This window comes from Nocardioides turkmenicus (genome assembly GCF_011045035.1).
In the GTDB taxonomy this organism is placed as follows: Bacteria; Actinomycetota; Actinomycetes; order Propionibacteriales; family Nocardioidaceae; genus Nocardioides; species Nocardioides turkmenicus.
In genome coordinates this window covers 110,553-131,884 of the sequence record NZ_JAALAA010000003.1, presented here as the reverse complement: position 1 = coordinate 131,884, position 21,332 = coordinate 110,553, and the positions used below count along the sequence as shown (strand labels likewise).

18 protein-coding genes are annotated in these 21,332 nt (G+C 70.6%); 14 read left to right on the top strand and 4 right to left on the bottom strand.

All coding sequences use genetic code 11. The features are described 5' to 3' along the window. Positions 1–23 precede the first annotated feature (23 nt). The gene (locus tag G5C66_RS04490; RefSeq protein WP_165109764.1) at positions 24–1,283 is read right to left on the bottom strand and encodes an anthranilate synthase component I family protein; all 1,260 of its coding nucleotides are present in this window, start codon (positions 1,281–1,283) and stop codon (positions 24–26) included. Between the two features lie 94 nt (positions 1,284–1,377). On the opposite strand from G5C66_RS04490, the gene G5C66_RS04485 reads away from it, so the two are divergent. The 4 genes from G5C66_RS04485 (at position 1,378) to G5C66_RS04470 (ending at position 7,581) form a co-directional block, all read left to right on the top strand. After that, on the top strand, positions 1,378–1,863 hold the full coding sequence (locus G5C66_RS04485) for a RidA family protein (protein ID WP_165109947.1): 486 nt from the start codon (positions 1,378–1,380) through the stop codon (positions 1,861–1,863). A 146-nt stretch (positions 1,864–2,009) separates the two neighbouring features. Then, a complete protein-coding gene (locus G5C66_RS04480; protein WP_206443722.1) occupies positions 2,010–3,863 on the top strand; it encodes a BCCT family transporter in 1,854 nt (617 codons plus the stop codon). Positions 3,864–3,888: 25 nt separating this feature from the next. Next, positions 3,889–6,198 carry an FdhF/YdeP family oxidoreductase gene (locus G5C66_RS04475; protein WP_165109763.1) on the top strand — a complete coding sequence of 770 codons (2,310 nt, stop codon included), beginning with the start codon at positions 3,889–3,891 and terminating at the stop codon, positions 6,196–6,198. Positions 6,199–6,288: 90 nt separating this feature from the next. Continuing rightward, positions 6,289–7,581 carry a hemolysin family protein gene (locus tag G5C66_RS04470; protein ID WP_165109762.1) on the top strand — a complete coding sequence of 431 codons (1,293 nt, stop codon included), beginning with the start codon at positions 6,289–6,291 and terminating at the stop codon, positions 7,579–7,581. Here the strand turns inward: G5C66_RS04470 and G5C66_RS04465 are convergent. From G5C66_RS04465 to G5C66_RS04455, 3 genes are read right to left on the bottom strand one after another with little or no spacing between them, the layout of a single operon-like run. Then, on the bottom strand, positions 7,532–8,503 hold the full coding sequence (locus G5C66_RS04465) for an NAD(P)-dependent oxidoreductase (protein WP_165109761.1): 972 nt from the start codon (positions 8,501–8,503) through the stop codon (positions 7,532–7,534). The two genes, G5C66_RS04470 and G5C66_RS04465, sit on opposite strands and share 50 nt — an antisense overlap. A 43-nt stretch (positions 8,504–8,546) precedes the next feature. Next, positions 8,547–9,500 (bottom strand): alpha/beta fold hydrolase, encoded by a 954-nt coding sequence (locus G5C66_RS04460; RefSeq protein WP_165109760.1) that lies wholly within the window; start codon positions 9,498–9,500, stop codon positions 8,547–8,549. Beyond that, positions 9,497–10,438 carry a LysR family transcriptional regulator gene (locus tag G5C66_RS04455; protein WP_165109759.1) on the bottom strand — a complete coding sequence of 314 codons (942 nt, stop codon included), beginning with the start codon at positions 10,436–10,438 and terminating at the stop codon, positions 9,497–9,499. The genes G5C66_RS04460 and G5C66_RS04455 overlap by 4 nt, the downstream gene beginning before the upstream one ends. Positions 10,439–10,701: 263 nt before the next feature. Between G5C66_RS04455 and G5C66_RS04450 the strand changes: the two genes are divergently transcribed. The 10 genes from G5C66_RS04450 (at position 10,702) to G5C66_RS04405 (ending at position 21,323) form a co-directional block, all read left to right on the top strand. Further along, the gene (locus G5C66_RS04450; protein WP_165109758.1) at positions 10,702–12,282 is read left to right on the top strand and encodes an alkaline phosphatase D family protein; all 1,581 of its coding nucleotides are present in this window, start codon (positions 10,702–10,704) and stop codon (positions 12,280–12,282) included. Positions 12,283–12,309: 27 nt separating this feature from the next. After that, positions 12,310–13,176, top strand: a complete 867-nt coding sequence (locus tag G5C66_RS04445) for an SDR family NAD(P)-dependent oxidoreductase (RefSeq protein WP_165109757.1) — start codon at positions 12,310–12,312, stop codon at positions 13,174–13,176. A gap of 15 nt (positions 13,177–13,191) precedes the next feature. After that, on the top strand, positions 13,192–13,665 hold the full coding sequence (locus G5C66_RS04440; protein ID WP_165109756.1) for a MerR family transcriptional regulator: 474 nt from the start codon (positions 13,192–13,194) through the stop codon (positions 13,663–13,665). A gap of 71 nt (positions 13,666–13,736) precedes the next feature. Continuing rightward, on the top strand, positions 13,737–14,885 hold the full coding sequence (locus G5C66_RS04435) for an acyl-CoA dehydrogenase family protein (protein WP_165109755.1): 1,149 nt from the start codon (positions 13,737–13,739) through the stop codon (positions 14,883–14,885). Continuing rightward, the gene (locus G5C66_RS04430; RefSeq protein WP_165109754.1) at positions 14,882–16,201 is read left to right on the top strand and encodes a TIGR01777 family oxidoreductase; all 1,320 of its coding nucleotides are present in this window, start codon (positions 14,882–14,884) and stop codon (positions 16,199–16,201) included. Before G5C66_RS04435 ends, G5C66_RS04430 begins: the two co-directional genes overlap by 4 nt. A 111-nt stretch (positions 16,202–16,312) precedes the next feature. Next, positions 16,313–16,909, top strand: coding sequence for a dihydrofolate reductase family protein (locus tag G5C66_RS04425; protein ID WP_165109753.1), 597 nt, complete (start codon positions 16,313–16,315; stop codon positions 16,907–16,909). Between the two features lie 177 nt (positions 16,910–17,086). Beyond that, positions 17,087–17,722 carry an endonuclease gene (locus tag G5C66_RS04420; protein WP_241248234.1) on the top strand — a complete coding sequence of 212 codons (636 nt, stop codon included), beginning with the start codon at positions 17,087–17,089 and terminating at the stop codon, positions 17,720–17,722. A gap of 43 nt (positions 17,723–17,765) precedes the next feature. Beyond that, positions 17,766–18,782: a LacI family DNA-binding transcriptional regulator gene (locus tag G5C66_RS04415; RefSeq protein ID WP_165109752.1), complete on the top strand. Its 1,017-nt coding sequence runs from the start codon at positions 17,766–17,768 to the stop codon at positions 18,780–18,782. A gap of 220 nt (positions 18,783–19,002) precedes the next feature. Continuing rightward, the gene (locus G5C66_RS04410; RefSeq protein WP_165109751.1) at positions 19,003–20,634 is read left to right on the top strand and encodes a xylulokinase; all 1,632 of its coding nucleotides are present in this window, start codon (positions 19,003–19,005) and stop codon (positions 20,632–20,634) included. Next, positions 20,634–21,323 (top strand): L-ribulose-5-phosphate 4-epimerase, encoded by a 690-nt coding sequence (locus tag G5C66_RS04405; protein ID WP_165109750.1) that lies wholly within the window; start codon positions 20,634–20,636, stop codon positions 21,321–21,323. Before G5C66_RS04410 ends, G5C66_RS04405 begins: the two co-directional genes overlap by 1 nt. Positions 21,324–21,332 lie beyond the last annotated feature (9 nt).

Genomic DNA, 21,332 nt, shown 5'->3' with positions numbered 1-21,332 from the left:
TTTTGCCATCCTAGTCTGATACATCAGTCGCCGGGTAGCGGCGTGCCGAACACCCGGAGGAGTCGCTCCGCCTTCCAGTCCGCCTCGGCGTACTCCTCGGGAGCGGTCGAGTGGATGGTGATCCCGCCTCCGGTGCCGAGCTCCCAGGTGCCGTCGCCGGCGGTGGTGAGGCTCCTGATCACGACGCCGAGGTCGGCCCGGCCGTCGGGCGCGATCCAGCCGAAGGCGCCGGAGTAGACCCCGCGGGCGGTGGACTCGACGCTGCGGATGATCTCCATGGTCCGCAGCTTCGGCGCGCCGGTCATCGAGCCGGCGGGGAAGAGGGCACGCAGGGCTCCGATGCTGCTGACGTCGTCGCGCAGCCGGCCGCGCACGGTCGTCACGAGCTGGTGGACGGAGGTGTAGGACTCGACCGCCATCAGCGAGGGCACGGTCACCGACCCGGGCTCGCACACCATCGCCAGGTCGTTACGGAGGAGGTCGACGATCATCAGGTTCTCGGCGCGGAACCGCGGGTTCGAGGCCAGGTCGCGACGCAGCGCCTCGTCCTCGGCGGCTGTCGTCCCGCGCGGGGTGGTGCCCTTGATCGGCCGGGTCTCGATCATCCGGTCGGTGTCGATCGTGGCGTAGCGCTCGGGGGAGGAGCTGAGCAGGCGGACGTCGTGATGCTGGATGAAGCCCGCATAGGGCGCGGGATTGAGGTCGCGGAGCCGCAGGTACGCGAGCGCCGGGTCGATCTCGTCCCGGACCCGGATGCGCTGGGTCAGGTTCACCTCGTAGGAGTTGCCGGCCCGGAGCTCCCGCTGCACGGCGTCGAAGGCCCGGGTGTAAGCCGGAGGGGTGTCCCGGCCGGACCGCTCCGGGCGGTGTCGTGCGCGGCTCGCCGTGCGCGCCGGCGACGGCTCGACCGTCGTCGCGCGCGGCGTACGCATCCAGATCGCGTCGGGCACCATCCCGGCGTCGACTCCGGCCGGCAGGTCGGGGCGGCAGGCGTAGCCGAGGTAGCCGACCCAGATCTCGTCGGGCGGGGTGCGGGCGAGCTCGTCCTCGAGGACGGTGAAGATGTCGTCGCCGGCCCGGCTCGTCTCTCCGTCGCGGTGCCGCAGCACCTCGCGGCGAGCGGCGTCATAAGTGAGCGAGACGTCGTCGTCGCGCAGAGCGCCCATGATCGACCGGCGGGTGGTCCCGTCACCGGGGCCCGCGTCGAGCCAGAAGCACCGCGGACGCGTGCTCGCCATCTCGGCGAACCGTTCCTCGGTGGTCGTCGCCATCGCCTGGGTCATGAGCCGGCTTCCTGAAAGTCACAGTATCGACAACTAGTATATCAGTGTTAGTATCCCGACCATGTCGGATCGAGCGAGCCGGGTTCTGCGGCTGATGAGCCCCTGGAGGGCGAGTGCTGCGGCGCTCGCGCCGGACGTCGCGCTGGCTGAGCTCGGTCTGGCGCTCTCCGAGGCAGAGCTGCCTGCCGCCACCCATGTGCCCGCGGTCCGGGCGGGGACGCTCGTCTTCACCTCGGGCCAGCTGCCGATCCGGGAGGGCGAGCTGCTCGCCACGGGCAGGGTGGGCGACACGCTCGGTGTCGCCGACGGTCAGGCATGCGCGCAATGGTGCGCGATCAACGCGCTGTCCGCGATCAGGTCGGAGATCGGCGATCTCGGCCAGGTGAAGCGCATCGTCAAGGTCGTGGCGTACGTCGCCTCCGGCCCGCTCTTCACCGATCAGGCCCTGGTCGCCAACGGTGCCTCGGAGCTTCTGGGCAAGGTGTTCGGCGAGGTGGGGCGGCATGCGCGCTCCGCTGTCGGGGTCTCGGCGCTGCCTCTGGACGCGCCGGTCGAGCTCGAGCTCGTCGTTCAGATCTGACCCTTGCCTTGTGTGATGCATCACATATAAGGTGACTAGTATATCAGCGTCTGCCCGCGTAGCGCCCCACTGAAGTGCCGCCACCCGGAGCCTTGAAGGCACCGACAGATGCTGCTCATCCCAAGAGCTCTCGATCGGAGTGCGTCATGAGATCATCTGCAGGCAACGGAGACCTTTCCCCAGAAGCGTCGCCACGCCACAAGTCCGTCGGACAGAACGGCAACGCCACCCATCCGGCCCTCGACTGTCCGCCCGAGGAACCCGCCAAGAACGCCGGCGGCCTCGACCGCGTCGTCTTCGGCGTGACCGCGGTCATCGCGGTCGCCTTCCTCGCCTGGGGATTCGTCAGCACCGACTCCCTGGCGTCGGTCTCGGGGAAGTCGCTGTCCTGGGTGATGTCCAACCTCGGCTGGCTCTTCGTCACCGCGGCGTCGACCTTCGTCGGGTTCGTGCTGTGGCTGGCGTTCGGCAAGTTCGGGAACATCCCGCTCGGCCGGGACGGCGAGGAGCCCGAGTTCCGGACGGTCTCGTGGATCACGATGATGTTCAGCGCCGGCATGGGGATCGGCCTGATCTTCTACGGCGTCAGTGAGCCGGTCAGCCACTTCGTCTCGCCGCCGCCGGGCTCGGTCGGCGAGGGGGAGGCCGAGAAGATCCAGACGGCGATGGCCACGACCCTCTTCCACTGGAGCATCCACCCGTGGGCGATCTACGCCCTGGTGGGCCTCGCGATCGCCTACAGCGTCTTCCGGAAGGGTCGCGGTCTGCTCCTGAGCGCGGTCTTCGAGCCGCTCCTCGGGCGCCACGCGCACGGAGCCGGCGGCAAGGTCATCGACATGCTCGCGATCTTTGCGACGCTCTTCGGGTCGGCCGCGTCGTTGGGCCTGGGGGCGCTGCAGATCCGCAGCGGCCTCGAGATCGTCGGCGGTCTCGGTCGCACCGGCAACGGCATCCTGGTCGGGATCATCGCGGTGCTCACCGTCGGGTTCGTCCTCTCGGCGGTCTCGGGTGTGGCCAAGGGGATCCAGTGGCTGGCGAACACCAACATGGTGCTGGCCGTCGGGCTCGCGCTGTTCGTCTTCGTGGCCGGTCCGACCGTGTTCATCCTGAGCCTGGTCCCCACCAGCGTCGGAAGCTACTTCCAAGAGGTCGCGATGATGTCGGCGCGTACGTCGGCCGAGGGGTCCGAGACCGCGTCGTGGCTGTCGGGGTGGACGGTCTTCTACTGGGCCTGGTGGCTCTCCTGGACGCCGTTCGTCGGCATGTTCATCGCCCGGATCTCGCGTGGCCGGACCATCCGCCAGTTCGTCATCGGTGTGCTGCTGGTCCCGTCGCTGGTCAGCCTGGCCTGGTTCGCCATCTTCGGTGGTGCGGCCATCGACCTGCAGCAGGGCGGCGTCGACATCGCCGGTGCGGGCGGTGTGGAGACGCAGCTGTTCAGCACGCTGGAGTCCTTCCCGCTCGCCACGGTGACCAGTGTCGTGGTCATGGTGCTGGTCGCGATCTTCTTCGTCTCGGGTGCGGATGCCGCCTCGATCGTCATGGCCACGCTCTCCGAGCGCGGCTCCATCGAGCCGGGTAAGCCGACGGTCATCTTCTGGGGTGTCGCCACCGGCGCGGTCGCTGCGGTGATGCTCCTGGTCGGTGGCTCCGACGCGCTGAGCGGGCTGCAGACCGTCACGATCGTCGCGGCCGTGCCGTTCGTGCTGGTCATGGTCGGGTTGTGCGTCGCCCTGGTGAAGGACCTCCGGGAGGACCCGCTGGTGGTCCGCGCCCAGTACGCCTCCAAGGCTGTCGAGCAGGCGGTCGTCTACGGGGTCTCGGAGCACGGTGACGACTTCGTCATCAGGGTCTCCCGCGATCCGGATGCGCCCGCCGACGAGTCGGTCGAGGAGCTGGCCGAGGAGCTGGCTGACGAGCTGGCCGACGAGCTCGACGAGCTGGCGGAGGAGGCCGAGAAGGCCGACGGGAAGGCCGAGCTGCCCAGGTCGGCCAGCTAGCACGAGTCGCGAAGGAGCGGTTGTGGTGAAGCGAGACGCGAACGGCGCGTACTCCGTGGAAGATCCGGTGGACGCGCTCAGCGTCACCGAGCCGAAGACCTGGGCCGCGGGCGTGCCCGCGGTGCGGAAGGCGATCGAGTATTCGCTGACGCAGACATCGGTGCGGCGTACGGCGTTGACGTTGCTGAACCTCAACCAGGCCGGTGGGATGGACTGCCCGGGGTGCGCATGGCCGGAGCCCGGGCACCGGCACAAGAACGAGTACTGCGAGAACGGCGCCAAGCACATCGCCGACGAGGCGACGTCGCGCCGGGTGACGCGGGAGTTCTTCGAGCAGCACTCGATCGCCGAGCTGGACGGGAAGTCGGACTACTGGCTCAACCAGCAGGGCCGGCTGACCGAGCCGATGGTCAAGCGTCCCGGGGCGACCCACTACGAGCCGATCTCCTGGGAGGACGCCTTCGAGACCATCGCCGGGGAGCTCAATGGCCTGGACTCACCCGACGAGGCGATGTTCTACGTCTCGGGCAGGCTCAACAACGAGGCCGCCTTCCTGCTGCAGCTCTTCGCTCGGGCGTACGGCACCAACAACCTTGCGGACTGCTCGAACATGTGCCACGAGTCGAGCGGCTCGGCGCTGAACGAGACGCTCGGGATCGGCAAGGGCAGCGTCCAGCTCGAGGACATCTACAACGCGGACCTGGTGTTCGTGGTCGGGCAGAACCCGGGCACGAACCACCCGCGGATGCTCTCGGCGCTGGAGGAGACCAAGCAGCGCGGTGGCAGGGTGATCGCGGTGAACACGCTGCCCGAGGCGGGCCTGATGCGGTTCAAGAACCCGCAGAAGGCCCGCGGGGTGGTGGGCCGGGGCACCGCGATCGCCGACCAGTTCCTGCAGATCCGCCCCGGCGGTGACCTGGCGCTGTTCCAGATGCTCAACCGCCGTCTGCTCGAGACCGACCAGGAGGAAGGTGGCGGCGTGCTCGACTGGGAGTACATCGCCGAGTACACCACCGGGTTCTACGCCTTCGCCGAGCACGCCCGCACGATCACCTGGGAGGACGCGCTCGAGGCAACCGGGCTGACCCGCGAGGAGATCGAGGCGGTCCACGAGCAGGTGCTGGCCAGCCGTTCGGTCATCGTCTGCTGGGCGATGGGACTGACCCAGCACAAGCACGGGGTGCCGACGATCCGTGAGGTCGTCAACTTCCTCATGCTGCGGGGCAACATCGGCAAGCCCGGGGCCGGGGTGTGCCCGGTGCGCGGCCACTCCAACGTGCAGGGCGACCGGACGATGGGCATCTGGGAGAAGATGCCCGACTCCTTCCTCGACGCGCTGGCCGCCGAGTTCCGGTTCGAGCCGCCCCGCAAGCACGGGTACGACTCGGTCGACGGCGTCCGCGCGATGCGGGACGGACGGGCGAAGGTCTTCATGGGCGTCGCCGGCAACTTCGTCCGGGCGATCTCGGACAGCGACGTCGCCGAGGCCGCGCTGCGGAGGTGCCGGCTGACCGTCCAGGTCTCCACCAAGCTCAACCGGTCCCACACGGTGGTCGGCGAGACCGCCCTGATCCTGCCCACCCTCGGCCGCAGCGACATCGATGTCCAGGCGAGCGGCGAGCAGTTCGTCACCGTCGAGGACTCGATGAGCGCCGTGCACGCCACCCGCGGCAAGCTCCCGCCCGCCTCGGAGCACCTGCTCAGCGAGGTCGCGATCGTCTCCCGGATCGCGCGGGCCACCATCGGCGACCGGCACGGCATCCGCTGGGCCGACTTCGAGGCGGACTACGGCCGGATCCGCGACCGGATCGCCCGGGTGGTGCCGGGGTTCGAGAACTTCAACGAGCGGATCAAGGACCCGAAGGGTTTCGTGCTCCCGAACCCGGTCAACTCCGGGATCTACCGCACCCCGAGCGGGAAGGCCGTCTTCACGCGCAACGACCTGACCTGGCTGGAGGCCCCTCCGGGGCATCTGATCCTGCAGACGCTGCGCTCGCACGACCAGTGGAACACCATCCCGTACGCCATGGACGACCGCTACCGCGGCATCCACCACGCGCGTCGCATCGTCATGGTCAACCCGGCCGACATCGCCGAGCTCGGGTTCGCCGACGGCGACCGCGTCGACATCGTCAGCGTCTGGGAGGACGGCGTGGAGCGGCGGGCGCCGGGGTTCACCCTCGTCGCCTACCCGGCGAGCCGGGGGTCGGCGGCTGCGTACTATCCGGAGACGAACGTCCTGGTCCCGCTCGACAGCGTCGCCGAGAGCAGTAACACCCCGACGTCGAAGGGGGTCGTGGTCCGGTTCGAGGCTGCCGCAGAGGAGTCGGCCTGAAGCGCGGCGTGGCTGTAGATTCGTACCTGTGAAGAGGCCTCGAAGTTCCAACCGCTCATCCCGGATCGACACGAGGGGTGAGCGGGCCTGATGGACAGCCAGACATTCCTCAGTCTCGGGCTGGTGCTGGTCTTCGTGCTGGTCGGCGGTGTCTTCGCGGCGACCGAGCTGGCGCTGGTGTCGCTGCGGGAGAGCCAGCTGGCCGCCATGGAGCGTCAGGGGCCTCGCGGGGCACGGGTGGCCGAGGTCGCGCGCGACCCCAACCGCTTCCTGGCCGCGGTGCAGATCGGCGTGACCGTCGCGGGCTTCCTCTCCGCGGCCTACGGCGGGTCGACGATCGCTCCCGACGTCGCGCCCTACCTCGAGCGACTCGGCCTGGGCGAGGCGGTCGCCGAGACCGTCGCGCTGATCGTGCTGACCCTGTTCATCGCGTATCTCTCCCTGGTGCTGGGCGAGCTCGTGCCCAAGCGGCTGGCGCTGCAGAAGGCCGCCGGCATCTCGCTGGCCGTGGCGCCGGTGCTGGACAGGTTCGCGAGCGTGATGCGGCCGGTGATCTGGCTGCTCTCGGTCTCCACCGACGCCGTCGTACGCCTGCTCGGCGGCGACCCCAAGGCCGCGGCCGAAGAGGTCTCGGAGGAGGAGCTGCGCGAGATGGTCTCGACCAACCGGGACCTCGAGGAGGACGAGCGCCGGATCCTCCGCGACGTGTTCGCCACCACCGAGACGACGCTGAAGGAGGTGATGCGCCCGCGTGGCGACGTCACCTTCATGCCTGCCTCGATGCCGCTGCCCGTGGCCGCCGAGAAGGTGCGCGACCTGCCCTACTCACGCTATCCGGTGACCGGCGAGGGCTTCGACGACATCCTCGGCTTCCTGCACGTCCGCGACCTGCTCGGTGTCGCCGCGACCGACCAGCGCACGATCCGCGACGTCTGCCGACCGGTGCTCGCGCTGCCCGGGAGCAAGCTGGTGATCCCGTCGGTCGCCACGATGCGCGAGGGTGGCACCCACCTGGCGATGGTCATCGACGAGTACGGCGGCACCGACGGCATCGTGACCCTCGAGGACCTCGTCGAGGAGATGATCGGCGACATCCGTGACGAGTACGACCACGGGGAGGCCCGCATCCGCGACTACGGCGACCTCTCCCGCATCGACGGCGCGACGACGATCGAGGACTTCGCGGACAGCACCGGCATCGAGCTCGAGGACGGCGGCTACGAGACCGTCGCGGGCTACCTCATCTCGCGGCTCGGCCACATCCCGCAGGTCGGCGAGGTGCTGACCCTGCCGGGCGTCACCTTGGAGGTGGCCGCACGGAACGGCAACCGGGTCACCGAGATCGCGCTGCACCCCGAGACGCCACCTCCGGCACCGGAGTGAGCACGGTCCCGTCGGCGAGCCAGCGGTCGAGGTTGTCCAGGGTCAGCTGCTCCATGGCGGCCCGGGTCTCGACGGTGCCGCTGGCCAGGTGGGGGAGGAGCACCACGTTGTCCAGGGCCATCAGCTCGGCGGGCACCTCGGGCTCGTCGGTGTAGACGTCGAGACCGGCGCCGGCGATGTCGCCCTCGAGCAGCAGCTCGACCAGGGCGTCCTGGTCCACCACGGAGCCCCGCGCGATGTTGATGAGGTAGCCCTCGGACCCGAGCGCCTCGAGCACCTTGCGGTCGACGAGGTGCTGCGTACCGCTGCCGCCGGAGGTGGCCAGCACCAGGATGTCGACCTCGGCGGCGAGCTCGGCGGGGGAGACGGCGTAAGGGTACGGGGAGCCGGGGACCTCACGGCGGGAGTGGTAGGAGACCGGGCAGCCGAACGCCTCGAAGCGGGTCGCGATCGCCCGGCCGATCCGGCCCAGGCCGAGGATGCCGACCCGCTTGCCCGAGACCTTGCGGGTCAGCGGGTAGGCGGCCTGCGGCCAGTCGCCGCGGCGTACGAACCGGTCGGCGGCGCTCAGCCCGCGCAGGGTGTCGATCGCCAGCCCGATCGCGGTGTCGGCGACGCAGTCGGTCAGGACGTCGGGGGTGTTGGAGACGAGTACGCCGCGCTCGACGGCCGCCTCGACGTCGGTGGTGTCGTAGCCGACCCCGAAGTTGACGATCACGCCGAGCGACGGGAGCCGCGCCATCAGGTCGGCGCTCACGCCGGTGCGTCCGGTGGTCACCACCGCGCCGATCGTGGGGCCGTGCTCGGCGAGGAACCCTGACCGGGTGTCGTCGTCGGGCAGCACGAGCGCGTTGTAGCGCTCGGTGAGGGTCGCGGCCAGCGACGGCTTGAGCGGGCCCACCTGGAGGATGCGACGATTCACGGATCCGAGGCTAGGCAATCAGCTCGAGACGCGTCCAAGATCGTCACGGCATCGTTCGATGCCGTGACGCTTCGGGTGCCGCCTCGGGACCCGTCTCGGGGCCGGTGCGCAGCCGCTTCTGCCACGCATCGCGGTCCCAGGTGGCGGGGTCGGTGCTGCGTACGAACTGCTCGACGGTCCTCACGAAGCGCTCGGGGTCGGACCGGAACGGGAAGTGGCCGGCGCCGTGGAACACGTCGAGGTGTGCGTAGGGCATCGCCAGCCGCGCCTGCCCGGCGTGCCGGAACGGGACGATCCCGTCGCGGTCGCCCCAGATCATCAGCGTCGGGATGTCCTCGACCAGGTAGCTGCGGTCGAGCATCGTGACGACCTGGCCGTGCCAGTCGACGACCGAGCGCAGTGTCCGGGCGAAGGCTTGGCGGGAGCGCGTGTCGGGCAGCGCGTCGGTGATCCGGGCCAGGTCCAGGGCGTCGACACCGAGGTCGTGATCCAGGTGACGGAGCAGGCGGAGGGAGATCGACAACCCGGTCCTCGAGAACGGGAGCCGCAACAGCGTGAGCAGCTCCGGCCCCAGCGGCAGGGTCGCGAGGCGCAGCCAGGTGGAGACCCCACGCCCGGATCCGCCGTTGGAGACCAGCACGATCCGCTCGACCAGGTGCGGGTACTGGTAGGCGAGCTGCATCGCGACGCCTCCGCCGAGGGAGTGGCCGACCAGGGTGACCCGCTCCACGTCCAGCACGGCCAGCAGGTCTCGCATGCCGTTGGCGAACCCGCCGATCGAGTAGTCGGCACGCGGCTTGTCGGAGTCGCCGTGCCCGAGGAGGTCGGGTGCGATGACGAGGTGGTTCTCGGCGAACAGCGGCAGCACGTCGTCCCATGTCCGTGAGCTGTCGCCGATACCGTGGATGAACAGGATCGCGGAGCCCTCGCCGCCGATGCGGTACGCACGCCTGTAGCCGTGGATCACCTGCGACTGCTCCACGATCGCCCCCGTCATGCCTGCACGCTAGCTGCCGTGGGTTTCGAGAGTGTTGCCGTTCCCCGCGAAGTACCCGAAGCCTCGAGGGTGTCGAGGAACAGTTGCAGCAACGGCGAGCCGTTGTCGGCGTGCCAGGCGGCGTGGAGGTCCAGCATGGGCACGGGACCGTGGAGACGAACCGGGGTCAGGCCGCTGCCGGAGCGGGCGAGCTGGACGGCGCGGGACTCCGAGGCGAAGGTGACCAGCTGATGGGCGCGGACGAGGACGCCGGTGGCGGCGGGATCGTCCGCGAGCTCGGCGACGTCCAGCTCGATGCCGGCCTGGGCCGCTGCCTGCTGGATGGCGTCGTACATCGCGGGGGACTGGCCGCGGTCGAACAGCACGCACGGATGCCGGGCGAGCTCCATGAACGGTGCTGCCGGGCGGTGGGCCCAGCGGTGCATCGGGCCGACGACACCGCACAGGCGCAGGGACATCAGGGGACGCGACCGGAGGTCCGGAGCGGTGGGCGGTCCGTAGAGCAGACCCACGTCGAGTCGGCCGTCCGCCAGCGCCGTGAGCTGAGGTCCCGAGCGCAGCTCCTCGAGGTGGACGCGTACGCCCGGGTGCCGGTGCCGTAGGTGCTGGAGCGTGGCGGGAAGGATGTGGTGCGCCGCGGCGAAGTTGAAGCCCACCGCGAGCGACCCGAGGTGGCCCTCCGCGGCGGCGCGGGCGGACCGGGTCGCTTTGCTGAGGTGAGAGAGCACGGCACGGGCGTTCGGCTCGAAGGCGCTGCCCGCGTCGGTGAGCTCCACGGCGTGCGAGGACCGGTCGACCAGCTTCGCGCCGACCGACTGTTCGAGGCGCTGGAGGTGCTGGCTGAGGGTTGGCTGGGCGAGGTGCAGCCTGGCGGCCGCGCGTCCGAAGTGTCGCTCCTCGACGATCGCCAGGAACGACTCCAACAGCCTGATGTCCATCTCGCCTCCGCAGGGATCCGCGACGAGCGTGACGCGCGCCGTTCAATGGCGCGTGTCGCTGCGGTGAACCGTTCGAGTCTTTCGATCGATCGATGCCGGAAACCAATCGGCGCAGGTCAGCAGGGCCGTCCCGCAGGGACGCAACTCTGTGAACCGTCGTTCGTCCAGGCTGGTCGGACGGCTGGTTCATCCTCGCGACACCGCGCACTGATCGGCTTCTCCCCGACCGTCCCACGCCCCCTCATCCGTATGGAGTCGTCGTCATGCCTGAGCCCACGTTCCTCGGTCCTCTCGGTCGCCGTTCATTCCTGCTCGGAGGAGCTGCGGCCGGGTCCGCGCTCTTCCTTCCCGATCGCTCTGTCGCGGCGCCCCTGCTGGCGCGTTCCGGACGTCCGATGCTCACCGACGGTGTCCAGTCGGGTGACGTGTCGGCCTCGGCCGCGGTGGTCTGGGCGCGGGCCGACCGCGTCGCCCGGATGTACGTCGAGATCAGTCCGACCGAGACATTCCGGAACGTTCGCCGCGTACGTGGCCCGGTGCTCGACGCCCGCACCGACCTGACCGGGAAGACCCTCCTGCGGGGCCTGCCTGCCGGCCAGGACGTCCACTACCGGGTCGTCCTCGCCGACCCCGACGACGACACCGTGACCGGAGAGCCCCAGATCGGCCGGTTCCGTACGTCACCCACCGGCGCATCCGACATCCGGTTCGTGTGGTCCGCCGACCTCGGCGGCCAGGGGTGGGGCATCGACCGGTCGCGAGGCGGCTACCGGATCTTCGAGTCGATGCGTCGGCTCTCGCCGGACTTCTTCCTCTGCTCCGGGGACCTGATCTACGCCGACGGCGTGATCCCCAGCGAGAAGCCGCTGTCCGACGGCACCGTGTGGCGCAACGTCGTCACGCCGGCGAAGTCGAAGGTGGCCGAGACCCTCGACGAGTACCGCGGCAACTACCGCTACAACCTGCTCGACGACAGTCTGCGCCGGTTCAACGCAGAGGTCGCCCAGATCAACTCCTGGGACGACCACGAGGTCATCAACAACTGGTACCCGGGCGAGATCCTCGACGATCCTCGCTACACCGAGAAGCGGGTCGACGTGCTCGCCGCCCGCGCCCGGCAGGCCTTCCACGAGTACCTGCCGACCCGCACCCGCGGCGACGACGACGGCCGGATCTACCGGGTTCAGCGCTACGGCGAGCTCCTCGACGTCTTCGTGCTCGACATGCGCTCCTACAAGGACCCGAACACTCCCGGCCGGGAGACGGTCAGCGACGGCGGCGTGTTCGGTCGCCGGCAGCTCGCCTGGCTCAAGGAGCAGCTCAAGGCCTCGCGCGCCACGTGGAAGGTGCTCGCCGCGGACATGCCGCTGAGCCTCGTCGTCCCGGACGGCACCGCCGTCGAGGCGCTCGCCCAGGGTGACCACGGCAGCCCGCTCGGCCGGGAGCTCGAGATCGCCGAGCTCCTCGCGTACGCCAAGCGGAACCGGATCCGCGGGATGGTCTGGCTCACCGGCGACGTGCACTACACCGCGGCGCACCACTACCAGCCCTCGCGAGCCGCGTTCACCGACTTCGACCCGTTCTGGGAGTTCGTCTCCGGACCGCTCAACGCCGCGGTGGGGGTCGAGCCCGAGCCCAACCCGGTCGACAACACCTTCGGTCCCGAGGTCGTCTTCTCGAAGGGCGCGCCCTCCCCCGAGGTCAACAATCCCGGATTCGGCTACCAGTACTTCGGCGAGGTGAGCATCGACGGCGAGTCGCGGGTGATGACGGTCCGTCTTCGAGACATCAACGGTGTGGTCGCCCACTCCGTCGAGCTGCCGCCGGAGGGGCTTGCCTTCTAGCGCGCTTGAATCTCTAGCGTCGGGGTCATGGAGACGACGACCAGGACATGGATCATCACCGGTGCGAGCTCGGGCCTCGGCCTGGCGCTCGCCGAGGCCGCGCTGGAGCGTGGTGAGCGGGTGCTCGGCACGGCGCGGCGTGCGGACCGGTTCGACGCGTTGAAGGAGCGGTACGGGGAGCGGCTGATCGCCGTCGAGCACGACGTGCGGGACGTCGAGGGAGCGGCCGCGGTCGTGCGGCGGGCGGTCGAGGGCTTCGGCGGCGTCGACGTGCTCGTCAACAACGCCGGCGCGGGCCAGGTCGGGACGGCCGAGGAGGTCACCGACGCCGAGCTGCGGGACATGCTCGACCAGCATCTGCTGGGGCCGGCGGCGTACGTGCGGGCGGTGCTGCCGCACATGCGCGCGAACGGCTCGGGAGCGATCGTGCAGATGAGCAGCCAGGGCGGCCGGATGTCGTTCCCCGCGGTCGGGAGCTACTCGGCCGGGAAGTTCGCGCTGGAGGGCTGGTCGGAGGCGCTCGCCGGGGAGGTCGCGCCGTTCGGCATCCGGGTGCTGATCGTGGAGCCGAGCCGGTTCCGCACCGAGTTCAACGCGACCGGGGTGCTCCGCACGGCGCGGCAGCAGGCGACGTACGACGGGGTGGTCGGTGCGGTCCGCGCGAACATGGCCGAGGCCGACGGCATCCAGGAGGGCGACCCGGCCAGCGCCGCGGTCGCGATCCGTGAGGTGCTCGAGGCGGAGGACGCGCCGCTGCGGCTTCCGCTCGGCGCGGAGGCGGTCCGCAACCTCACCCGCACCTACCAGCGTGGTCTCGACGACGTCGAGCGGTGGGCCGAGGTGAGCAGGTCGGCGGACTTTCCCGGTGTGCCGCCCGCGGTCCGCGCGTTCTGAGGCACCATGTCACCCATGGCGACCGACGAGCTTCGCGACCGGGTCCTCGCCGCCGGCGAGGACCCGTCGGCTTCCGTCGTCGATGCGGTCCACGGCCTGCAGGACCACGCGGCGATCGACGCCGCAGCCGCGCCGATGAGCATCGCGGAGGCAGCCGAGTTCATCGGCGTGCCGGCACCCACGCTCCGCTACTACGAGCAGCAGGACCTAGTGCGCCCGGCACGGAACTCCTCGGGCTATCGCGAGTACGCCGCCGGCGACCTGCGCCGTCTGGTCTTCCTCACCCGGATGCGGCTGTCGGGCATGACCATGCGCGACCTGCGCCGATACATCGCGCTCGTCGAGGAGGGCGAGAGCACGATCCCCGAGCGGCGACGGATCCTGCACGAGCAGCGGGACCGCATCAGACAACGCCTCCGCGAGCTCACCCTCGCGCTGGAGACCACCGAATACAAGATCCGCACCTACGACGGCCACCCCGAGGGCTGAGTCCGTCGCGCGGTCGGCCGGTTCGCCGACATACTCGTCCTACGCCCTGATCGCCCCACGAAGGAGCACCCATGGAGCCCGACGAGTTCGACTCGATCATCGACGCCGTCCGCGCGTTCGTCCGCAAGGAGGTCGTCACCGCCGAGGACGAGATCGAGGAGACCGACCAGATCCCCGACCGGCTCCGGCAGCAGGCAGCGGCGATGGGGCTGTTCGGCTATGCCATCCCGGAGGAGTACGGCGGTCTCGGCTTCACCATGTCGGAGGAGGTGCGGCTGGCGATGGAGCTCGGCTGGACCACGCCGGCGTTCCGCTCGATGTTCGGCACCAACAACGGGATCGCCGGCCAGGTGCTGGTCAACTGCGGCACCGAGCGGCAGAAGCAGCACTACCTGCCCGGGCTGGCGAGCGGCGAGCTGGTGGCGTCCTTCGCGCTGACCGAGCCGGAGGCCGGCTCCGACCCGAGCGGGCTGCGCACGCGCGCGGTGCGTGAGGGTGACGCGTACGTCATCAACGGGCAGAAGCGCTTCATCACCAACGCGATCTGGGCCGACCTGCTGATGGTCTTCGCCCGCACCGGCGACCTCGCCGAGGGCGCGCGGAACATCTCGGTCTTCGTGGTGCCGACCGACAGCCCAGGTGTCACGGTGGGTCCGAAGGACCACAAGATGGGCCAGCGCGGATCCGTGACGTCGGAGATCTTCTTCGACAACGTCCGGGTGCCCGCCGAGAACCTGGTCGGCGAGGTCGAGGGCGAGGGCTTCTCCGCCGCGATGCGCTCGCTGGCGAAGGGTCGGCTGCACATCGCGGCGATGACCGTCGGGCTGGCCGACCGGCTGATCGACGAGAGCCTGCGCCATGCCACGACCAACAGCCAGGGTGGCCAGAAGCTGGCCGAGTTCCAGTTGATCCAGGCGATGCTGGCCGAGAGCCGTACCGAGGCGTACGCCGGTCGGGCGATGGTGCTCGAGGCCGCCCGCAGCTGGGACGACGGCAGCGACCGCCGGATGGCGCCGTCGCTGTGCAAGCTGTTCTGCACCGAGGCGGTGGACCGGATCGCGGACCGGGCCGTCCAGATCCACGGCGGCCTCGGCTACATGCGGGAGGTGCCGGTCGAGCGGTTCTACCGCGACGCGCGGCTGTTCCGGCTCTACGAGGGCACCAGCGAGATCCAGAAGCTGATCATCGCCAAGCAGATGGTGAAAGAGTTCCAGGCATGACGTCGCCGCTTGTCCGGGTCCACTCGCTGACGACACGCGTCGAGGCGCCGGTGGAGGAGGTGTTCGAGTGGCATCGGCGACCGGGGGCGATCCACCGGCTGATGCCACCGTGGATGCCGGGGGAGGTGAGGGTGGAGGCGACCGATCTGGCCGACGGCACGGCCGTGCTCTCGCTCGGCCGCGGCGTGGACTGGGTGGCCCGCCACGATCCGGAGGCCTACGAGGCGCCGCACCTGTTCACCGACCGGCTCGCCTCGCTGCGGCCGCTGTCGTGGACCCACCGGCACGAGTTCGCCGCCTCCGGTGATGCCACGCTGGTCACCGACCGGATCGAGACGAACGTGCTCGGGAAGATGGTGGACCGGATGCTCGGCTACCGGCACGCACAGCTCGCTGCCGACCTGGCCGCCCACCACAGGACGTACGCAGCGGGCAAAGCCCTCACCGTCGCGGTCACCGGCTCCCACGGGACCGTCGGGCGTGCCCTGGTCCCGTTTCTCACCACGGGTGGACACCGGGTTCTCCGGCTGGTCCGGCACGCGCCGACGGGCGCGGACGAACGCCGCTGGGACCCGGCCGCGCCCGCGCCGGACCTCCTCGACGGCGTCGACGCGGTCGTCCACCTCGCGGGTGCGTCCATCGCGGGCCGCTTCACCGAGGCGCACAAGGCGGCCATCCGCGACTCCCGCATCGAGCCGACCCGCCGGCTCGCCGTGGCGGCGGCCCGTGGCGGCGTACGCACCTTTGTGAGCGCTTCCGCTATCGGCATCTACGGCGCCGACCGAGGCGCCGAGGTCCTCAGCGAGACCTCGTCACGGGGCGGCGGCTTCCTCGCCGACGTGGTCGACGACTGGGAGGCTGCGAGCCGGGTCGACGGGCCGCGCGTGGTGAACGTGCGGACGGGGATCGTGCAGACGCCCGCCGGGGGAGCGCTGCGCCTCCAGCGCCCGCTGTTCGCGGCCGGTCTGGGCGGACCGCTCGGCAGCGGTGAGCAGTGGCTGAGCTGGATCGGCATCGACGACCTGGTCGACATCTACCACCGCGCGATCCTCGACCCGGGGTTGGAAGGTCCGGTCAACGCGGTCGCTCCCGAGCCGGTCACCGGCCGGGTCTACGCCCGGACCCTCGCCCACGTGCTGCGCCGCCCCGCGCTGCTGCCCACGCCGGCCTTCGGGCCGCGGCTCCTGCTCGGCAAGGAGGGTGCCGACGAGATGGCGCTGGCGAGCCAGCGGGTCGAGCCGGCCGCGCTCGGGGCCGACCACGAGTTCCGTCATCCCTCGCTGGAGGCGGCGCTGCGTCACGTACTCGGGCGGTGAGGCTCGGTCTCGCGCCTCCACGCCTTCCCGCAGCGCGCTCCGTGACCCCTGTTCGTTCTCCGTTGACGGGCCTAGCATCGATGCTCGGGCACGGACCTGAGGGGAAACGCCATGAGAAAGCTGATCGTCACCATACTGTCGACGCTGGACGGATATGCCGCGGGTGAGGGCGGCAACGTGTTCGTGATGCCGATCGACCTGGGATTCGACCACTACAACCTGGAGCGGATGCGGGCGGCAGACACGATGCTGTTCGGCGCCACCAGCTTCCACGGCGCACGCGGCTACTGGCCGCCGCTGGCCGACGACGACTCCGCGCCTGAGGTGGAGCGCGAGATCTCGCGGCTCCACAACACGCTCGAGAAGGTCGTGATCTCCGACAGCACCAGCCCCGAGGACATCGAGCCCTGGGGCGAGACCACCGAGATCGTACGCCGCGCCGACGCCGCCGCGCGGGTCGCGGAGCTCAAGGCCGGCGAGGGAGCCGACATCGTCTGCTTCGGCAGCATCACCGCCTGGAACGACCTGCTCGCCCAGGGACTGGTCGACGAGCTGCACCTGCTGGTCGGGCCCGGCATCATCGGTGCCGGGCTCCCGACCTTCCAGCACGCGGTCGAGGCCGAGCTCACGCCTGTGGAGGTGCGACCACTCCCGGACTCGAAGCTGGTCGCGCTGACGTACGCAGTAGGGGCGGCGGCACCGGCCTGAGCGCTCGGTCACGAGGGCGGCAGTGCCGTCCGGGTGAGACTTTCGGGGGCGAGCGACCAGCAGGTTCGTCGGAGCTCGGGCACCTCCCGGTTGACCGCGACGCTGATCCAGGGTCTGCCGATCCCGGTCTCAGCGGGCGGTGCATGTGTCCGGCCGATGCCGGGTACTTCGAAACGGATGAGCAAGCGGGAGCGCGAGGTGATGCGGCGGCTGCTGGACGCCGGCGGCACCACGTACGCCGAGGAGGCCGGCATCCGGCTCCGGGACAACCCTTCGCCGCTCTACCGGCTGCTCGTCCTGGCCATGCTCTCCTCGACCCGGATCTCGACCGACATCGCGGTCGCGGCGGCGCGTGAGGTGTCGGCCGCCGGATGGCGTACGCCGCAGCGGCTGCTCGACTCCACCTGGCAGCAGCGGGTGGACGCGCTCGGCCGGGCCCACTACCGCCGCTACGACGAGAGCACCGCGACCAAGCTCGAGGAGCAGGCGCAGTGGCTGCTGGAGAACTATCGCGGCGACCTCCGCCGGATCCGCCCGTCCTCCCGCGACGACGCCGGCGCGCTGATCGACGCGCTCACCGAGTCGCCCCGCATCGGCCCCGTGGGAGCGCGGATCTTCTGCCGTGAGGTGCAGGACGTGTGGCCCGCGCTGTCGCCCTTCCTCGACGACCCGCTCCTCGACCAGGCGCGGGATCTGGGCCTGCCGGGTGATCCCGACGAGCTCGCCGCGCTGGTGCCCGGCGGGCGGTGCGCACCCCTCGCGGCCGCGCTCACCCGAGCACGCCACGGGCTTCCCGAACTCGAGGAGACCTGAGGCCCTGCCGTACGCCGGAGGTGATCACGCTTAGGATCACCGCATGGTTCGCGGGGAGTCGAAGAACGCGCCGAGCATGGCGGATGTGGCGGCCCGGGCAGGGGTCTCGCACCAGACCGTGTCCCGGGTGGTCAACGGCTCCGATGCCGTACGTGGCGACACCCGCGACCGGGTGCTGGCGGCGATCGAGGAGCTGGGCTACCGGCGCAACAAGTCGGCGCGGGCGCTGGTGACGCGGCGGTCCGGGCGCCTGGGGCTGCTCTACTCCCAGCCGCATCTGTACGGCCCGGGCACGCTGGCGGCCTCGGTGCACCAGGCCGGTCAGCGGGCCGGCTACGACATCGTCCTGAGCCCGGTGCCGCACCTGGACGCGACGTCGGCGGAGGGGGCGATCGAGGCGCTGCTCGACGACGCGGTCGAGGCTGTGCTCCTCGGCGTCTCGCACCAGTCGTTGGAGGACCTGGTCGCCCAGATCACGTCCACGGTCGAGGTCGTGATGATCCACAGCGACCCGCCGGAGGGGGTGCGCTCGGTCGGGATCGACCAGCGCGCCGGAGCCGTGCTGGCCACGCAGTATCTGCTGGACCTCGGCCACCGCACCATCGCCCACGTCGCGGGTCCGGTCGGCTGGATCGACGCCCGGCAGCGCCGCGAGGGATGGCTGGCGGCGCTGCGCGACGCCGATGCTCAGCCGGGCCCCGAGATCTTCGGCGACTGGTCGAGCAGGAGCGGCTACGAGGCCGGGGCCCAGATCGCCCGCGACCCGTCGGTCACCGCGGTCTTCGCGGCCAACGACTCGATGGCGCTCGGGGTCATCCGGGCGCTGCACGAGGCCGGTCGCCGCGTACCTCAGGACGTGAGCGTCGTCGGTTTCGACGACGTCCCCGACGCCGCCTATCTCTGGCCGCCGCTGACCACCGTCCGTCAGGACTTCGCGTCGCTCGGCGAGCTCGCCGTCGAGGTGGCCACCAAGGCCATCGCCGACGGGTCTGTCGAGGTGCCACCGCTGCTGCAGCCCGAGCTCGTGGTGCGATCCTCTGCTGCACGCAGGTCGAGCTGACCGATAGCCGCCGAGGCGTCACGTACGTCGGTCGAGGCGTCACCTAGGTCGGGCGAGTCGGCACTGCGATGCCAACTCGGCCGACCGGCCTGACGTCTCGGCCGACGGGGCCGACGTCTCGCAGGTTCCAGGGAACACAGCGGTAACCCGCGCGTCATATGTTAGCGTTCACATCGCCTCGAACCCCACCCCCCAGCCGTCGGGCAGAAACGGAGCCGTGATGACGCAGCGAGCAGGCGACCTGCCTGACCTCACCGAGACCGCGCTCGGTATCGAGCTGGGCTCCACCACGATCAAGGCGTGCCTGATCGGGCCTGACCATGCGCCGATCGCGACCGGCTCGCACCTGTGGGAGAACGAGCTCGCCGACGGGCTGTGGACCTACTCGCTCGAGGCGGTCTGGGCCGGTGTCCAGGGCGCCTTCGCTGCGCTGGCCGACGAGGTCGAGCGCAGCTACGGCGCCCGGCCGACGACCTTCGGGGCGATCGGTGTCTCGGCGATGATGCACGGCTACCTCGCCTTCGACGGGGCCGGCGAGCTGCTGGTGCCGTTCCGCACCTGGCGCAACACCAACACGGCGGTCGCCGCCGCCGAGCTGTCGGAGACGCTCGGCACCAACATCCCGCTGCGCTGGTCGATCGCCCACCTCTACCAGGCGATCCTCGACGACGAGCCCCACCTGCCCGAGATCGCCTCGTTGACCACGCTCGCGGGCTACGTCCACCGGGCGCTGACCGGCGAGCACGTGCTCGGTGTCGGCGACGCCTCCGGGATGTTCCCGATCGACCCGGCCACCGGCACCTACGACCAGCGGATGCTCGAGCAGACCGCTCACCTGGCCGCCGCCAAGCACCCCGGCCTGCGGGTCGAGGGACTGCTCCCGAAGGTCCTGCCGGCGGGCGCCGACGCCGGACGGCTGACCCCCGAGGGCGCAGCGCTGCTCGACCCGACCGGCACGCTCCGGCCCGGCATCCCGCTGTGCCCGCCCGAGGGCGATGCCGGCACCGGGATGGTCGCCACCAACTCGGTGGCCCAGCGCACCGGCAACGTCAGCGCCGGCACCTCGATCTTCGCGATGGTCGTCCTCGAGGAGCCGCTCGCCACCGTCCACCACGCCATCGACGTCGTCACCACCCCGGCCGGCGACCCGGTCGCGATGGTGCACTGCAACAACGGCGCCAGCGAGCTCGACGCCTGGGCGGGGGTCTTCGGCGAGTTCGCCACCGCGCTGGGCCAGCCCTGCGAGCCCGACGCCGTCTTCGGCGCTCTGCTCACCGCTGCGCTGAAGGGCTCGCCCGACGGCGGCGGCCTGCTGGCCTACAACTACCTGGCCGGCGAGCCGATCACCGGCCTCGACGAGGGTCGCCCGCTGTTCGTACGCATCCCTGGCAGCCGCCTCGACCTCGCCGGCTTCGCGCGTGCTCAGGTCTACGGCGTCTTCGGCACCCTCGCCCTCGGCATGCGGGTGCTCGCCGACCAGGGCGTCGAGATCGACGCGATGTTCGCCCACGGTGGCCTGTTCCGCACCGCCGGCGTCGCCCAGCGGCTGCTGGCCGCGGCCACCGGCGCCCCGGTCGCGGTCGGGCGCACCGCCGGCGAGGGCGGTGCCTGGGGGATCGCGGTCCTGGCTGCGTACGCCCGTGCGGTCGAGGCCGGCAGCGACCTCACCCTGAGCGCCTACCTCGCCGAGCGTGTCTTCGGCGACATCGACCTCGAGGTCGTCGAGCCGGACGCCGCCGACCTCGCCGGTTTCCGGACCTATCTCGAGCGCTACGAGGCCGGTCTCGACATCGAGCGCGCCGCCGTGGCGTCGCTCGTCCCGAACACCCAGAACCCAGAAGGAGACCAGTGATGACGGGCGTCCCCACCGCTCTTCGCGCCGCCGTCGACGCCGCCAAGGAGCGGGTCGCCGCGCTCCACGCCGAGCTGCCCCGTTGGGAGCTGGTCGTGTGGACCGCGGGGAACGTCTCCGAGCGGGTGCCGAACCCCGACGGCGAGGACCTGCTGGTCATCAAGCCCTCCGGGGTGGCCTACGAGGACATCACCGCCGAGGCGATGGTCGTGTGCGACCTGGCCGGCAACCTCGTCGAGGGGGAGCGGTCGCCGTCCTCGGACACCGCCGCCCATGCGTACGTCTATGCCAACATGCCCGAGGTCGGTGGAGTGGTCCACACCCACTCCACGTACGCCACGGCCTGGGCCGCCCGCGGGGAGGAGATCCCCTGCGTGCTCACGATGATGGCCGACGAGTTCGGTGGCCCGATCCCGGTCGGCCCGTTCGCGATCATCGGCGACGACTCGATCGGCCGCGGGATCGTGGAGACGCTTCGAGAGTCGCGCAGCCCGGCGGTGCTGATGCAGAACCACGGCCCGTTCACCATCGGCAAGGACGCCCGCGCGGCGGTCAAGGCCGCGGTGATGTGCGAGGAGGTCGCCCGCACCGTGCACATCGCGCGCCAGCTCGGCCAGCCGCTGCCGATCGACCAGCACCACGTCGACTCCCTCTACGACCGTTACCAGAACGTCTACGGCCAACACTGAAAAGGACCC

Excerpts from the sequence above, each read along its gene's own strand:
- G5C66_RS04420 (WP_241248234.1), top strand. The coding sequence starts at position 17,087 with ATGAGCAAGCGGGAGCGCGAGGTGATGCGGCGGCTGCTGGACGCCGGC.
- G5C66_RS04405 (WP_165109750.1), top strand. The coding sequence starts at position 20,634 with ATGACGGGCGTCCCCACCGCTCTTCGCGCCGCCGTCGACGCCGCCAAG.
- G5C66_RS04435 (WP_165109755.1), top strand. The coding sequence starts at position 13,737 with ATGGAGCCCGACGAGTTCGACTCGATCATCGACGCCGTCCGCGCGTTC.
- G5C66_RS04425 (WP_165109753.1), top strand. The coding sequence starts at position 16,313 with ATGAGAAAGCTGATCGTCACCATACTGTCGACGCTGGACGGATATGCC.
- G5C66_RS04445 (WP_165109757.1), top strand. The coding sequence starts at position 12,310 with ATGGAGACGACGACCAGGACATGGATCATCACCGGTGCGAGCTCGGGC.
- G5C66_RS04470 (WP_165109762.1), top strand. The coding sequence starts at position 6,289 with ATGGACAGCCAGACATTCCTCAGTCTCGGGCTGGTGCTGGTCTTCGTG.
- G5C66_RS04455 (WP_165109759.1), bottom strand. The coding sequence starts at position 10,438 with ATGGACATCAGGCTGTTGGAGTCGTTCCTGGCGATCGTCGAGGAGCGA.
- G5C66_RS04415 (WP_165109752.1), top strand. The coding sequence starts at position 17,766 with ATGGTTCGCGGGGAGTCGAAGAACGCGCCGAGCATGGCGGATGTGGCG.
- G5C66_RS04490 (WP_165109764.1), bottom strand. The coding sequence starts at position 1,283 with ATGACCCAGGCGATGGCGACGACCACCGAGGAACGGTTCGCCGAGATG.
- G5C66_RS04440 (WP_165109756.1), top strand. The coding sequence starts at position 13,192 with ATGGCGACCGACGAGCTTCGCGACCGGGTCCTCGCCGCCGGCGAGGAC.
- G5C66_RS04450 (WP_165109758.1), top strand. The coding sequence starts at position 10,702 with ATGCCTGAGCCCACGTTCCTCGGTCCTCTCGGTCGCCGTTCATTCCTG.
- G5C66_RS04485 (WP_165109947.1), top strand. The coding sequence starts at position 1,378 with ATGAGCCCCTGGAGGGCGAGTGCTGCGGCGCTCGCGCCGGACGTCGCG.
- G5C66_RS04410 (WP_165109751.1), top strand. The coding sequence starts at position 19,003 with ATGACGCAGCGAGCAGGCGACCTGCCTGACCTCACCGAGACCGCGCTC.
- G5C66_RS04480 (WP_206443722.1), top strand. The coding sequence starts at position 2,010 with ATGAGATCATCTGCAGGCAACGGAGACCTTTCCCCAGAAGCGTCGCCA.
- G5C66_RS04460 (WP_165109760.1), bottom strand. The coding sequence starts at position 9,500 with ATGACGGGGGCGATCGTGGAGCAGTCGCAGGTGATCCACGGCTACAGG.
- G5C66_RS04430 (WP_165109754.1), top strand. The coding sequence starts at position 14,882 with ATGACGTCGCCGCTTGTCCGGGTCCACTCGCTGACGACACGCGTCGAG.